Annotated in this window: 13 protein-coding genes; 6 read left to right on the forward strand and 7 right to left on the reverse strand. The window is 67.7% G+C overall.

The genetic code is table 11. The features are described 5' to 3' along the window. The first annotated feature begins 62 nt into the window (after positions 1 to 62). On the forward strand, positions 63 to 974 hold the full coding sequence (locus tag A9179_RS16515) for a LysR family transcriptional regulator (protein WP_187807301.1): 912 nt from the start codon (positions 63 to 65) through the stop codon (positions 972 to 974). On the opposite strand, the gene A9179_RS16520 is transcribed toward A9179_RS16515, so the two are convergent. From A9179_RS16520 to A9179_RS16530, 3 genes are all read right to left on the reverse strand, one after another. Further along, complete coding sequence (locus A9179_RS16520) at positions 956 to 3,316, reverse strand: DNA polymerase II (protein ID WP_187807302.1); 2,361 nt, start codon at positions 3,314 to 3,316, stop codon at positions 956 to 958. The two genes, A9179_RS16515 and A9179_RS16520, sit on opposite strands and share 19 nt — an antisense overlap. A gap of 135 nt (positions 3,317 to 3,451) precedes the next feature. After that, entirely contained in the window at positions 3,452 to 3,865 is a 414-nt protein-coding gene (locus A9179_RS16525) for an HPF/RaiA family ribosome-associated protein (RefSeq protein WP_187807303.1), read from the reverse strand. A gap of 306 nt (positions 3,866 to 4,171) precedes the next feature. Beyond that, positions 4,172 to 4,588, reverse strand: a complete 417-nt coding sequence (locus A9179_RS16530) for a MerR family transcriptional regulator (RefSeq protein ID WP_187807304.1) — start codon at positions 4,586 to 4,588, stop codon at positions 4,172 to 4,174. 77 nt (positions 4,589 to 4,665) lie between these two features. On the opposite strand from A9179_RS16530, the gene A9179_RS16535 reads away from it, so the two are divergent. Beyond that, positions 4,666 to 5,901, forward strand: coding sequence for an NADH:flavin oxidoreductase/NADH oxidase family protein (locus A9179_RS16535; protein ID WP_187807305.1), 1,236 nt, complete (start codon positions 4,666 to 4,668; stop codon positions 5,899 to 5,901). Between the two features lie 17 nt (positions 5,902 to 5,918). Here the strand turns inward: A9179_RS16535 and A9179_RS16540 are convergent, their stop codons facing one another. Then, entirely contained in the window at positions 5,919 to 6,833 is a 915-nt protein-coding gene (locus A9179_RS16540; RefSeq protein WP_187807306.1) for a LysR family transcriptional regulator, read from the reverse strand. Positions 6,834 to 6,948: 115 nt separating this feature from the next. Between A9179_RS16540 and A9179_RS16545 the strand changes: the two genes are divergently transcribed. Beyond that, positions 6,949 to 7,548, forward strand: coding sequence for a short chain dehydrogenase (locus A9179_RS16545; protein ID WP_187807307.1), 600 nt, complete (start codon positions 6,949 to 6,951; stop codon positions 7,546 to 7,548). Positions 7,549 to 7,629: 81 nt separating this feature from the next. Then, entirely contained in the window at positions 7,630 to 7,929 is a 300-nt protein-coding gene (locus tag A9179_RS16550; protein ID WP_262410611.1) for an I78 family peptidase inhibitor, read from the forward strand. Positions 7,930 to 7,934: 5 nt separating this feature from the next. On the opposite strand, the gene A9179_RS16555 is transcribed toward A9179_RS16550, so the two are convergent. Beyond that, positions 7,935 to 8,249, reverse strand: coding sequence for a putative quinol monooxygenase (locus A9179_RS16555; protein WP_187807309.1), 315 nt, complete (start codon positions 8,247 to 8,249; stop codon positions 7,935 to 7,937). A 269-nt stretch (positions 8,250 to 8,518) separates the two neighbouring features. Here A9179_RS16555 and A9179_RS16560 point away from each other — a divergent pair, with 269 nt between their 5' ends. Continuing rightward, positions 8,519 to 9,418, forward strand: a complete 900-nt coding sequence (locus tag A9179_RS16560) for an AraC family transcriptional regulator (protein ID WP_187807310.1) — start codon at positions 8,519 to 8,521, stop codon at positions 9,416 to 9,418. Between the two features lie 5 nt (positions 9,419 to 9,423). Here A9179_RS16560 and A9179_RS16565 read toward each other — a convergent pair whose 3' ends face one another. Both A9179_RS16565 and A9179_RS16570 read right to left on the reverse strand, forming a co-directional pair. Further along, positions 9,424 to 10,308 carry an RluA family pseudouridine synthase gene (locus A9179_RS16565; RefSeq protein WP_187807311.1) on the reverse strand — a complete coding sequence of 295 codons (885 nt, stop codon included), beginning with the start codon at positions 10,306 to 10,308 and terminating at the stop codon, positions 9,424 to 9,426. 65 nt (positions 10,309 to 10,373) lie between these two features. Further along, on the reverse strand, positions 10,374 to 11,942 hold the full coding sequence (locus A9179_RS16570) for a sensor domain-containing diguanylate cyclase (RefSeq protein WP_187807312.1): 1,569 nt from the start codon (positions 11,940 to 11,942) through the stop codon (positions 10,374 to 10,376). A 247-nt stretch (positions 11,943 to 12,189) separates the two neighbouring features. Here A9179_RS16570 and A9179_RS16575 point away from each other — a divergent pair, with 247 nt between their 5' ends. Beyond that, positions 12,190 to 13,098: a LysR family transcriptional regulator gene (locus A9179_RS16575; RefSeq protein WP_187807313.1), complete on the forward strand. Its 909-nt coding sequence runs from the start codon at positions 12,190 to 12,192 to the stop codon at positions 13,096 to 13,098. The last annotated feature ends 50 nt before the right edge of the window (positions 13,099 to 13,148 follow it).

Consider the following 13,148-nt stretch of genomic DNA (forward strand, 5'->3'; position numbering starts at 1 on the left):
AAGACGCAGCACTTGCAGGTTATTCGTGCAGCAAACGCCACACCTCATGCTAGGGTGATGGCATGACCACGCCCGACCTCAACCTGCTGCTCACCCTCGATGTGCTGCTCGCCGAAGGCAGCGTGGCCCGCGCCGCCCAGCGCCTGCAGCTGAGCCCCTCGGCCATGAGCCGGGCGCTGGCGCGGCTGCGCGCCAGCACCGGCGATCCGCTGCTGGTACGCGCCGGCCGCGGCCTGGTGCCGACCCCACGAGCCCTGCAGCTGCGCGAGCAGGTCAGCCAGCTGGTGCAGGATGCCCAGGCGGCCCTGCGCCCGCAGGAACAGCTCGACCTCGGCCGGCTCAGGCGGCGCTTCACCCTGCGCACCAGCGACGGCTTCGTGGAGAACTTCGGCGCCAGTCTGCTGGCGCGCATCGCGGCCCAGGCGCCTGGCGTACAACTGCGCTTCGTGACCAAGACCGACAAGGACAGCCGCCTGCTGCGCGAAGGCAGCATCGACCTCGACACCGGGGTGATCGGCGCCGGCACCAGCCCGGAGCTGCACGCCCGGGTGCTGTTCCATGACCGTTTCATCGGCGTGGTGCGGCCGGGCCATCCGCTGTGCCAGGGCGAACTCAGCGCCGCCCGCTATGCCGCCGGCCGCCACGTCCTGGTGTCGCGCACCGGCGAGGAGCGCGGGCCGCTGGCCGAGGCGCTGGCGGCACTGGGTCTGCAGCGCGAGATCGTCTGCCTGGTCGGCGGCTTCTCCGCCGCCCTGGCCCTGGCACGTACCAGCGAGCTGATCGCCAGCGTGCCGCAGCGCCACACCGCCAACCTGCGCGACGGGCTGCACAGCTTCGCCCTGCCCTTCGCCACGTCGGAGTTTCCGGTGTCGATGCTCTGGCACCCGCGCATGGACGCCGACCCGGCCCAGCGCTGGCTGCGCGACTGCGTGCGCCAGGTGTGCGCGGCGGTGGATCAGAACAGCCCGAGCTGAGGGTCGATCAGGGCGGAGAAGTCACCGCCCACGAACGGCAGAATGGCATCCGCCACCGGCTGCAGCTGGCGGCTCAGGTAATGCTCGTAGTCGATCAGGGCGCGCTGGTCTTCCAGCGGCTGCGGCCCGGCCACGGTCATCAGGTAGCTGATCCAGCCGCCGTTCTGGTACTGCCGCGGGCGCCCCAGGCGGTCGTTGTAGTCATCGGCCAGGCGCGCGGCGCGCACATGCGGCGGCACGTTGCGCTGGTAGTCGCCGAGCTGGCGGCGCAGGCGCTTGCGGTAGATCAGCAGCTCGTCGAGCTCGCCGGCCAGGGTGCGCCGCACATAGTCGCGCACGTAGTCCTGGTAGGGCTGGCGGTCGAAGATGCGCTGGTAGAGTTCCTGCTGGAAGCGCTGGGCCAGCGGCGACCAGTCGGTGCGCACCGTTTCCAGGCCCTTGAAGACCATTTCGCTGCGCCCGTCGGCGCGCCTGACCAGACCGGCATAGCGCTTCTTGCTGCCCTCCTCGGCGCCACGGATGGTCGGCATCAGGAAGCGGCTGTAGTGGGTTTCGAACTGCAGCTCCAGCGCGCTGGTCAGGCCGAATTCCGCCTGCAGATGCTCGCGCCACCACTGGTTGACCTGCTGCACCAGCGCCCGCCCGATGCGCGCCGCCTCGTCCTCGGTATGGGCGCTACCGAGCCAGACGAAGGTGGAGTCGGTGTCGCCATAGATCACCTGGTAGCCGGCGGCCTCGATCAGCTCGCGGGTGCGGCGCATGATCTGGTGCCCGCGCAGGGTGATGGACGAGGCCAGGCGGGTATCGAAGAAGCGGCAGCCGCTGGAGCCGAGCACGCCGTAGAAGGCGTTCATGATGATCTTCAGCGCCTGCGACAGCGGCGCGTTGCCTTCGCGCTTGGCCGCCTCGCGCCCCTGCCAGACCCGCTCGACAATGGCCGGCAGGCAGTGGCGGGTGCGCGAGAAGCGCGCGCCGCGAAAGCCCTCCACCGAGTGTTCGTCGTCGGGCTGGCGCAGACCCTCGATCAGCCCCAGCGGATCGATCAGGAAGGTGCGGATGATCGAGGGATACAGGCTCTTGTAGTCGAGCACCAGCACCGACTCGTACAGCCCCGGCTGTGAACTCATGACGAAGCCGCCAGGGCTGGTCTGGGGGATCTTCTCGCCGAGGTTGGGGGCGACGAAGCCCTGGCGATGCATCAGCGGCAGGTACAGGTGCTCGAAGGCCGCCACCGAGCCACCGCTGCGATCGGCGGCCAGGCCGGTGACGCTGGCCCGTTCGAGGAGGAAGTCGATCAGTTGGGTCTTGGCGAAGATCCGCGTGACCAGCTCGCAGTCCTTGAGGTTGTAGCGCGCCAGGGCCGGCTTGTCCTCGGCGAACATGCGGTTGATCTCGTCCATGCGCTGGTACGGCGTGTCGATCGCCTTGCCTTCGCCGAGCAGGGTCTGGGCCACCGACTCCAGGCTGAACGAGGGGAAGCTCCAGGTCGCCGAGCGCAGCGCCTCGATGCCGTCGATGATCAGCCGCCCGGCCGCTGCGGCGAAGTAGTGCTTGTGGCTGGCGTGCTCGCGCCAGCCCAGCTCGTCGCCGCCACGGCCAAGGCGCAGCGGCACCTTGAGCTGCTGGGCATGTTCGCGCAGCACGCGCAGGTCGAACTGCACCAGGTTCCAGCCGATGATCGCATCCGGGTCGTGCTCAGCCAGCCAGGCGTTGAGCCGCTCCAGCAGCTCGCCGCGGCTGGCACAGTAGTCGAGCTGGAAGTCCACCACGGCCGCTGCCTCGGGTTGAGGGCCGAGCATATAGACCTGGCGCTGGCCGCAGCCTTCCAGGGCGATCGAATACAGCTCGCCATGCTCACTGGTCTCGATATCCAGGGACACCAGGCGCAGCCGCGGACGGTAGTCGCTGCCCGGCTGCAGCTGCACCTCGTGCAGCACACCGGCGGCGTCGGGCGTGCCGGCGAACAGCACCGGGGCGGTGATGAAGCGCTCCATCAGGTAGCGCTCCGGCGGACGGATATCGGCCTCGTAGACATCCACCCCGGCCTTGCGCAGGCGCTTGTCCAGGCTCATCAGCTGGCGATGCTGCTGGCAGTACAGGCCGAGCACCGGACGCTGGTGGAAGTCGCGCAGGCCCAGTTCGCGCAGTTCGACCCCGCGCTCGCCCTGCAGCAGGGCCGCGGCGCGCTCGCGCTGGTTCAGCGGGATAAAGGCCACCGAAGGTTGCGGCGGCAGGCGTAGCAGACGTGGCCCGGCATCGGTCGCCAGCCAGAACTCGACCTGGGTGCCCGCGGGCGTATCGCGCCAATGCCGGGTCAGGACAAAGCCCTGCTGTAGATCCACCGCTGCAACCTCGAACCACTGTTTCAGCCGGTGATTCTACGGGGCAAATCGACGGCCCGCCCGGTCGCGCGGCAATGCCGGTCAATAAAAAACCGCCCTGATGGGCGGTTTCTGGTCATCGGTTAACGAGAGGCGTCAGGCCTGATCCAGCTCTTCCTGGCGAGCCAGGAATTCCTCCTCCAGCAGGGCATCGGTGAGTATCACGTCAGTCGGATCGACGAAGCGGCCGGTGGACACCACCTTGGCCTCCAGGCGCCCGGTCAGGTGTTCCAGGGCGTGGCGCATTTTCTCTGCGGCACCATCCACGGCAATGCCCATCTGGTCGGCCTTGTGGGTCACGGAAATCGGCTGGTGGCCCTTGGGGCGGGCCTCGATATGGCAGCGCTTGTCGTCGGCGCCGGCCTTGTGTGCGTTTTCATCGCTGATATGGACGACCACCCGGGTCAGAAACTCATCGAAGTGATCGAGCTTGTCCATCACCTCCGTACTGACCCACTCCTGAAGCCGAGCACTGCCTTCAACCTGGTTCGTGTGAACTTGAACTTGCATGGGGCTTCCTCGTATTGCTGGGGTGTGATTCCGAGGTATTGCGGCCGCAAAGGTTCAGGCTGTGTGACGCATCTCCCGTGGTGACGCCTGCTGCTGCGAGGGTGGCAGCGAAAAGGTCTGCGGACGTGGATCGGTGCAGACCACCCATCTCCCCCTGCGTTGTCACAACACTTCGAAGCAGCCCTGGCACTTGGCCAGGGCCGGATTGATTCAGTCCTTGCCTAAGTAATTACTACAGTCGAGCCGGCCAGGCAAACATCCTGTGCGGCTCATCGCGTCGAGACTGTGTCGGCAATTGTCCGCGCCCTACTCGCCCTGCCGCGCCTCGCGCAGGTTGGCCAGCACCCGCTCGGCGTTGACCGAGCACGACATGCCCTCCGGCTTGCCCTCGATGCCGGCGATGATGCTCAGCAGGTGCGCCTTGTTCTGCGCCAGGCGCTGCTGCATGACCTCGATCTCGCCGACCTTGCGCTGCAGGCTGGCCAGCAGCTCGTCGTGGGGCCAGCCCTGCTGCTCGCTGCCGGGCAGCAGGCGGCGGATCTCCTCCAGGCTGAAGCCGGACTGCTGGGCGCCGGTGATGATGTCGAGGATCTGCACCGTCTGCTCCGGGTACTCGCGGTAGCCGTTGGCCTGGCGCTGGGCGCTGATCAGCCCGCTGCTCTCGTAGAAGCGGATCCGCGAAGGCGCCAGCCCGGTACGGCTGGCCAGTTCACCGATTTTCATGATTTGTGCTCCGGGCTATTGACCTTAAAGATGACTTTAACCTTAGCCTTGCCTCACCTGCCACCCCGGAGTCCGTCATGACTGCCTTCCAATCGCTGCATCTGCCCAACGGTACCGTCGTCCCCAACCGCATCGCCAAGGCGGCGATGGAAGAGAACCTGGCCGACGCCAGCCAGGGCCCGTCCGCCGAACTGCTGCGCCTGTACCAGGCCTGGGCCGAGGGTGGCGCCGGGCTGCTGCTGACCGGCAACGTGATGGTCGACCGCCGTGCCATGACCGGCCCCGGCGGCGTGGTGCTGGAAGACGAACGCCAGCTGGACAAGTTCCGCGAATGGGCACGCATCGGCCGGGCCCGCGGCGCGCAGTTCTGGATGCAGATCAACCACCCGGGCCGGCAGATGCAGGCCAACCTCGGCCAGCAGACCGTGGCGCCCTCGGCCGTGGCCCTGGAGCTGGGCGGCCTGTCGAAAATGTTCCCGCTGCCCAAGGCGCTCAGCGACGAGGAAATCCGCGCGCTGATCCAGCGCTTCGCCCGCACCGCGCAGCTGGCCGAGAAGGCCGGCTTCAGTGGCGTGCAGATCCATGCCGCGCACGGCTACCTGCTCAGCCAGTTCCTCTCGCCGCTCAGCAACAAGCGCAACGACAGCTGGGGTGGCTCGCTGGAAAACCGTGCACGTCTGCTGCTGGAAGTGGTCAAGGCGGTACGCGCCGTGGTCGCGCCAGGCTTCTGCGTGGCGGTCAAGCTCAACTCGGCAGACTTCCAGCGCGGCGGCTTCGACGCTGCCGACGCCAAGCGCGTGGTGCAGCTGCTCAACGAATTGCAGGTCGACCTGGTCGAGCTGTCCGGTGGCAGCTACGAGGCGCCGGCCATGCAGGGCGATGCCCGCGACGGTCGCACCCTGGCGCGCGAGGCCTACTTCCTCGAATTCGCCGGCGAGATCGCCGCCGTGGCGCAGATGCCGGTGATGGTCACCGGCGGCATCCGCCGTCTGCCGGTGGTCGAGCAGGTGCTGGCCAGTGGCGTGGCCATGGCCGGCATCGCCACCGCCCTGGCCATCGAACCCAACCTGCCGCGCCGCTGGCAGGCCGGCGAGCGGCAGATCAGCGCCGAGCTGGCGCCGATCCGCTGGAAGCACAAGGCCCTGGCCTCGCTGGCCTACATGGCCACGGTGAAGTTCCAGATGCTGCGCCTCAGCCGCGGCGGTCAGCCCAAGCCGGACGTGTCGCCGCTGCGCGCGCTGCTCTCCGAGCAGTTGAAGACCGCCCGCCGTACCCGTCAGTACAAGCGCCTGATGGCCAGCCAGGCGGCCTGAACGATCCGAGGGCCCACTCAGGCGCCCAGGCCGTCGAGCACCCGCCGGCTGCGCTCGAACCAGCCCAGCAGGTAATCGGCCAGCGCCTGGCTGCGCCGGGGCAGGCTGCCCTGCCAGGGGTGCACGAGAAACACCGGCGTGCTGCGCGTCTGATAGTCGCGCAGCAGCCACAGCAGGCGGCCATCGGCCAGTTCGTCCTGAACCATGTACGACGGCAGGCGGGCTATACCGGCACCGCTCAGCGCGGCCTTCTTCAGCAGGCTGTAGTGATTGCTGGCCAGGTTGCCGGACACCCGTACCCGCTCCAGTTCGTGCTGGCGGTGGTACAGCCATTCTTCGAAACCGCTGTAGTGGGTATTCAGCAGGCACTGCTGGCCGGTCAGCTCGGCCGGCTGTTGTGGCGTGCCGTGTTGCTGCAGGTAGGCCGGCGCGGCGCAGGTGATTTCCTGCAGGGCGAACAGCGGCTTGGCCACCAGGCGCTCGTCCAGCTGCGAGCCGGAGCGGATGCCCAGGTCGAACCCCTCGGCGACCAGGTCGCGGTAGCTGTTGGACAGATCCAGCTCGACCCGCACCTTGGGGTACTGGCGGGCAAAGTCCAGCAGCAGTGCATCGAAGAAGGTCTCGCCAAGCGACACCGGTACGGTCAGGCGCACCGTGCCAGCCACCTCCTCCTGCAGGCTCCGCACCACCTGGCGGGCGCGCTGGGCCTGGGCCTGCAGCGCCTGCGCTTCGGGCAACAGAGCCGCGCCGGCGGCGGTCAGGTGCAGGCGCCGCGTGGTGCGATGCAGCAGCACGCTGCCGAGGCTGCGCTCGAGCTGGCTGATGCGCTTGGACAACTGGCCCTTGCTGGAGCCCAGACGCTCGGCGGCGGCGGTGAAACTGCCCAGCTCCATCAGCAGGGCGAAGGCGGCCAGGTCTTCCAGTTCGCTCATGGCGCGGCACTCACTGTTTCCACATGAGAACCAAAGGTTTCACATTGCCTGGATTATTGGCAACAGCCTGCCGCCTAGACTGACCTCATCACCCAACCAGTAGCGGAGTTGCCCCATGAAAATCATCCTGATCGGCGCCAGCGGCACCATAGGCCAGGCCATCGACAACGAGTTGAAGGATCGCCACCAGATCGTCCGCGTCGGCCGCAGCAGTGGCGAGCTGCAGGTGGACATCACCAGCCCCGCCTCGATCCGCCGCCTGTTCGAGCAGACCGGGCCGTTCGATGCGCTGATCAGTGCAGCCGGCAACGTGCATTTCGGCGCATTGGAGGAGATGGGCGCCGAGCAGTACGCCATCGGCCTGCAGGACAAGCTGATGGGCCAGGTCAACCTGCTGCTGATCGGCCGCGAATTCGCCAACGACGGCGCCTCCTTCACCCTTACCTCCGGCGTGCTCAGCGCCGACCCGATCCGCCATGGCAGCTCGGCGAGCATGGTCAATGCCGCCATCGACGGCTTCGTTCGCGCCGCCGCCATCGAGCTGCCGCGCGGCCTGCGCATCAACAGCGTCAGCCCGACCGTGCTGGAAGAATCGCTGCCGTCCTACGGCCCCTTCTTCCGCGGCTTCAAGGCGGTGCCGGCAGCCACCGTGGCCCTGGCCTACGCCAAGAGCGCCGAGGGTCGGCAGACCGGGCAGGTGTATCAGGTGCTGTGAGGCGCACAACCCGGCGCGGCGGTTGCCTGACTGCGCCGGGGGTGGCAACGTGGAACCATGCCACCCCATGAGGACACCGCAATGACCCGCTCACTCACTCTCCCCACCCTGCTCGCCTGTGCCGTGCTGGCCGCCTGCAGCAGTGCCCCGGAGCAGCCGCAGGCCAGCCATGCGGATGGCCGCTGCGATGCCGCGCCGGTGCAGCAACTGGTCGGCGATAAGGCCAGTGCCGAAGTGGTGGAAAACGCCCGGCAAAAGGCCGGGGCCGAATACCTGCGGGTAACCCGGCCGAACCAGCCGGTGACCATGGACTACAACCCGCAGCGGCTGAACATCGACCTGAACGACGCCGGGGTGATCCTGCGCGTCAACTGTGGCTGACCCGCTCAGAGCGTCCCTGCGACACGCCAGGGGCTGGAGGACAGGCTCAGCTGACGGATCAACCCGCGCCCGGTGAGCTGCCCCAGCACCTGCAGGTGCGGCTGCTGCAGATGCAACTGCAGGGCCTGCGGTGAATGCCACAGGCCGCGCAGCTGCCAGAGTTCGGGACGCTGCGCATCGTGCAGCAGCTCGTAGGCCAGGCAGCCCTGCTCGCTGCGGGCCCTGACCACCAACTGATCGAGCTGCTGCTGCAACTCCGCGCCAGCACCGCGCCGGGCCAGGATCAGCGCCTGGCTGAGAATGGTCTGATGATCTGCCATGGGAATCTCCTGCTTGCCCGGTGCCGCAAAGGGGATTGCGGCAGGACACCGAGATTGCCCGGCGGGCGGCGATCCACGTTAGTCGGATACTGTGGGCAACTTGCCTGATTCTGCTTACATGCCTGTTGAGCCCAGCCCATCACGCCTGATAATTCAGCAGCACTTACACAGAACTGCCGATGACTTGCACAATGCTGCTCGTTCTCCGGACACGGCGGGATTTGTCCGATAGCACGCAGTAAGCTGGCAACCTGATCCCGGAGCCCCCCATGCATACCGACGCCCAGCTACCGCTGCATGAGTTGACCCAGCTGCTCGCCCGCCTCACCCCTGCGGAAGGCATCAACCCCTCGGCCATCGGCCCGCTGGTGCTGTTCCGCAGCTCGCAGCCTTCGGCCATCACCCATGCCCTGTACCAGCCGGCGCTGTGCATCATCGCCCAGGGCAGCAAGGTGGTACGCCTGGAAGGCGAGGAATACGTCTACGACCCGCTGAACTTCCTGGTCGCCAGCGTCACCCTGCCGGTGACCGGCGAGGTCACCGAGGCCTCGGCGGACAGGCCCTACCTGAGCCTGCGCCTGGACATCGACCCGGCCGAGATCGCCAGCCTGATCGCCGCGGCCGGCCCCATCGGCGTGCCCAGCCAGAGCAGCGGACGCGGCCTGCATGTCGACCGCCTCGATGCCGCCCTGCTGGATGCCGTGCTGCGCCTGGTGCGCCTGCTCGACAGCCCGCGCGACATCGCCATGCTCGCCCCGCTGATCCAGCGCGAGATCCTCTACCGCCTGCTGTGCAGCCCCCAGGGCCAGCTGCTGCGCGACATCGCCACCGCCGACAGCCAGGCGCACCGGGTCAACCGTGCCATCGAGTGGCTCAACCACCACTACGACGCGCCGCTGCGCATCGACGAGCTGGCCAAGGTCGCCAACCTCAGCGCCTCCACCCTGCACCACCGCTTCAAGGCGGTGACGGCGATGAGCCCGCTGCAATACCAGAAACAGCTGCGCCTGCAGGAGGCGCGGCGCCTGATGCTGTGCGAGAACCTCGATGTGTCCAGCGCCGGCTACCGGGTCGGCTACGAGAGCCCGTCGCAGTTCAGCCGCGAGTACAGCCGCCTGTTCGGCGCGCCGCCGGTGCGCGATCTGGCACGCCTGCGCAACGCCGGCTGAAGCCGCTACCAGTCCAGCTGGATGGCGCTCTCGAAGGTGCGCGGCTGGCCGCTCAGCGGGTCGGCAAAGCTCAGGCTGTGGGCCAGCAGCTTGAGCGGGCGGCTGAAGTCATCGACACCCTTTTCGTCGTTCAGCTCGGGGTAGAAGGTGTCGTTACAGATCGGCGCGCCGAGGGCAGCCATATGCACCCGCAACTGGTGCTGTTTGCCGGTGATCGGGTAGAGCCGGTAGCGCCACCAGTCGCCGTTGCGCTCCAGCACTTCCAGCAGGGTTTCGCTATTGGCTTCGCCCGGCACCTCGTGCATGCGGAAGAACGGCTGGCCCTTTTCCAGGCGGGTGCGCCGGTACAGCGGAAACTCCAGCTGCGGCAGCGCCGGGGCGATGGCCTGGTAGCGCTTGTCGATTAGCCGCTCGCGGAACAGCGCCTGGTAACGGCCGCGGCTGGCCGGGTTGGCGGAGAACAGCACCAGGCCGGCGGTGTGCCGGTCGATGCGATGCAGCGGCGCCAGGTGCGGGTTGTCCAGGCGTTGGCACAGGCGGGTCAGCAGGGTCTGCTCGGCGTAGTCGCCGGCCGGCATCACCGGCAAGAAGTGCGGCTTGTCGGCCACCACTATGTGCTCATCGGCATACAGCACCTGCTCGACGAAGGGGATCACCCGCTCGTCCGCCACCTCGCGAAAGTACTGCACGCGCAGCGCTTCGCGGTAGGGCTCGGTCGGCCCCAACGGGCGGTCGGCACTGTCCAGCACCAGGCCGCGGGCCATGCGCTCGAGCCAGACCTCGCGGCTAATCGCCGGGAAGCGCGCGCACAGGCAATCGAGCACGGTCGCCCAGTCGCCCTGTGGCAGATGCAGGTAGCTGGGGCGGACAGTCAGGGGACGCACAGACATGGGGAATGAGCCGGATAGCGGGGGCGGCCATTATCGCCGCTGCGCCGACGCAGCTCCAGACGCGTCTAGCCGATGGTCTGCACCACGCTCTGGTCGTACAGCTGTACGCGGTCGCGGCCGGCCGCCTTGGCTGCGTAGAGTGCCTTGTCGGCGCCCTGGATCAACGCTTCCGGGCTGTCGCCAGCCTGCGGCTGGCAAACATGCACGCCAGCGCTCAAGCTCAGGCGCAGCCAGGGGCAACCGGCATGCACGACGGCCAGGGCCTCCACCGCCAGGCGCACCTGCTCGGCCACCTGCAACGCCCCCTCGGCGCCGGTTTCCGGCAGCAGCAGGCAGAATTCCTCGCCACCGTAGCGCGCCGCCAGATCCGCCGGGCGCTTCTGCCCGCCGCGAATGGCGCGGGCCACATTGCGCAGGCAGTCGTCGCCGGCCGAGTGGCCGTAGATGTCGTTGTACTGCTTGAAGTAGTCGACATCGAACAGGATCAACGCCAGCGGCCGCTGGTAGCGCTGGGCGCGGGCGAACTCGTCTTCCAGGGCACGGATGAAGCGGCGGCGGTTGGCCAGGCGGGTCAGCTCGTCCTCCAGGGCCTGCTTCTCCAGGCGCTGGTTGAACGCGCGCAGGGCGTCACGGGTGGCCAGCAGTTCGGTTTCGGCCAGCTGGCCATTCTTGATCAAGTGGATCAGGTAGAAACCGAACAGGCCGAGCAACAGCGCCAGCAGCGTCACCATCGCCAGCTGCACCTGGGTGTCGCGGCGCCAGTCGGCGAGGATGTCCTGCTTGGCCAGCGCCACGATGCTCACCAGCGGGAACTCCTGGATCTGCCGGTAGCTGTACAGACGCTCTACCCCGTCGACGATGGAGAACAGCATCCGCGTGCCGCTGGGGCTCTGCGGCAGCAGCTCGCGGAAGATCACGCTCTGGCTGACGCTGCTGCCGATGCGCGCTTCGTCGTAGGGGCTGTGCAGCACCAGCATGCCGTTGTTCATCACCAGGTTGATCGAGCCATGTTCGCGGATATCGAAGGTGGCGTAGAACATCCGCAGGTAGTCGATCGACACCGTGGCCAGAGCCACCCCGGCGAAATTGCCCTGGGCATCCTCGACCCGGCGCGACACCGGGATGATCCAGGCACCATTGGTACGACTGCGGATCGGCGGGCCGATATGCACGCCATGGTCGTCCGGGTGGCTGCGGTGGAAGATGAAATACTCGCGATCGGCATTGTTGGCCCCCGGCGGGATCTTGCCGAATGAGCTGACCAGCCAGTTGCCGTCGCGGTCGTAGGCGAACAGGCCATGCAGTTCCGGCAGGCCGAACACGTGTTCCTTCATCAACTGCTGCAGGCGCTGCCGCTGCTGCGGGGTCGAGGTGCCGTCCTGCAGCCGTTCGACCATGCCGATCAGCACAGTGTCGGCCTTCTTCAGGGTATCGGTAGCCTGGCGGGCCAGGGCGGAGGCCAGGTTGGAAGTCTCCACCTCGGCATCGCGCAACTGGATGGCGCGGCTGCGCCAGATCAGCCAGCCGTCGGTGGCCACCAGCGACAGGCACACCAGCACCACGAAAATCCGCGCCAACGGCAGAACCGAGGGCTTGAGCAACCAGCGTTGCCAGTTCGTGGTGTTTTCAGTCATGGGCGATAGCTGCCTGCGCCGGGCTGTGTTGCCTGAATAATAGAGAAGACCGCATCGCTTGCTAGAGCTTGCCGGCCAGACGAGAGCAAACAGCCGGGCCACAAGCCTGGCGCAAGGAAGACGGCAAGCTGCCGGAACGGGTCACGACCGGCGTTGCAATTGTGCAGGATGGCTTTGCAGCTGTGGGCGTTCCGCGGCGCGCAGAGATTGCCGAAGATGGCCTCATCTGTTTCCGGGAGTTACCGCCATGACCCGCCTCGATCTGCGCCGCGTCGACCTCAACCTGCTGGTAGTGTTCGAAATGATGATGCTGGAGCGCAACGTCAGCCGCGCCGCCGAGCGCCTGTTCCTCGGCCAGCCGGCGGTCAGCGCCGCGCTCAACCGCCTGCGCAGCCTGTATAACGACCCGCTGTTCGTGCGCAACGGTCGCAGCATGGAACCGACCCCGCGAGCCCTGGAACTGGAAGGCGTGTTGCGCCCGGCACTGGACACCATCTCCGCGGCCATCGGCCAGAGCAATGCCTTCGACCCGGCCACCAGCCGCGAGGTATTCCGCATCGGTCTCAGCGACGACGTCGAACTGGGCCTGCTGCCAACCCTGCTGCGTCATCTGGAAACCGTCGCGCCGAACGTGGTGCTGGTGGTGCGCCGCACCCACTACCTGTCGATTTCCAGCCAGCTGGCCTCCGGCGAGATTTCCCTGGGCATCTGCTACACCGGCGAGCTGCCGGCCAATGCCAAATGCAAGACCCTGCGCCGCAGCCGCTCGGTGCTGCTGCGCGGCGATCAGGACGAAGCGCCGCTCAGCCTCGAGCAATACTGCGCCCGCCCGCATGCCCTGGTGTCCTTCGCCGGCGACCTCACCGGCTTCATCGACGACGAGCTGGCCAAGCTCGGCCGCAGCCGCCGGGTCAAGCTGGCCGTGCCGCAGTTCCATGGCCTGTCCGCCCTGCTGCCCGGCAGCGAGCTGGTGGCCAGCGTGCCCGACTACGCCGCTCCGGCACTGACCGCCGGCGGCGCCCTGCGCAGCGAGCCGCTGCCGTTCGAGGCGCCGCTGTACAACCTGTCGCTGGCCTGGAGCGCCGCCCAGGACAACGACCCGGCCCAGCGCTGGCTGCGTGCCCAGATCGAGCAGTGCCTGGGCCAGCAGGGCTGACCGCCGCCGGCCCCGGCTTGGCCGTCGCGCGCCTGCCAGCGCTGCCCGGG

It is taken from the genome of Pseudomonas alcaligenes (genome assembly GCF_014490745.1).
Lineage (GTDB): Bacteria > Pseudomonadota > Gammaproteobacteria > Pseudomonadales > Pseudomonadaceae > Aquipseudomonas > Aquipseudomonas alcaligenes_C.

What these genes read in the sequence shown, in the direction of transcription:
- A9179_RS16570 (WP_187807312.1), bottom strand. Translation starts at nt 11,942, where the DNA reads ATGACTGAAAACACCACGAACTGGCAACGCTGGTTGCTCAAGCCCTCG.
- A9179_RS16550 (WP_262410611.1), top strand. Translation starts at nt 7,630, where the DNA reads ATGACCCGCTCACTCACTCTCCCCACCCTGCTCGCCTGTGCCGTGCTG.
- A9179_RS16545 (WP_187807307.1), top strand. Translation starts at nt 6,949, where the DNA reads ATGAAAATCATCCTGATCGGCGCCAGCGGCACCATAGGCCAGGCCATC.
- A9179_RS16530 (WP_187807304.1), bottom strand. Translation starts at nt 4,588, where the DNA reads ATGAAAATCGGTGAACTGGCCAGCCGTACCGGGCTGGCGCCTTCGCGG.
- A9179_RS16560 (WP_187807310.1), top strand. Translation starts at nt 8,519, where the DNA reads ATGCATACCGACGCCCAGCTACCGCTGCATGAGTTGACCCAGCTGCTC.
- A9179_RS16525 (WP_187807303.1), bottom strand. Translation starts at nt 3,865, where the DNA reads ATGCAAGTTCAAGTTCACACGAACCAGGTTGAAGGCAGTGCTCGGCTT.
- A9179_RS16535 (WP_187807305.1), top strand. Translation starts at nt 4,666, where the DNA reads ATGACTGCCTTCCAATCGCTGCATCTGCCCAACGGTACCGTCGTCCCC.
- A9179_RS16540 (WP_187807306.1), bottom strand. Translation starts at nt 6,833, where the DNA reads ATGAGCGAACTGGAAGACCTGGCCGCCTTCGCCCTGCTGATGGAGCTG.
- A9179_RS16515 (WP_187807301.1), top strand. Translation starts at nt 63, where the DNA reads ATGACCACGCCCGACCTCAACCTGCTGCTCACCCTCGATGTGCTGCTC.
- A9179_RS16555 (WP_187807309.1), bottom strand. Translation starts at nt 8,249, where the DNA reads ATGGCAGATCATCAGACCATTCTCAGCCAGGCGCTGATCCTGGCCCGG.
- A9179_RS16565 (WP_187807311.1), bottom strand. Translation starts at nt 10,308, where the DNA reads ATGTCTGTGCGTCCCCTGACTGTCCGCCCCAGCTACCTGCATCTGCCA.
- A9179_RS16575 (WP_187807313.1), top strand. Translation starts at nt 12,190, where the DNA reads ATGACCCGCCTCGATCTGCGCCGCGTCGACCTCAACCTGCTGGTAGTG.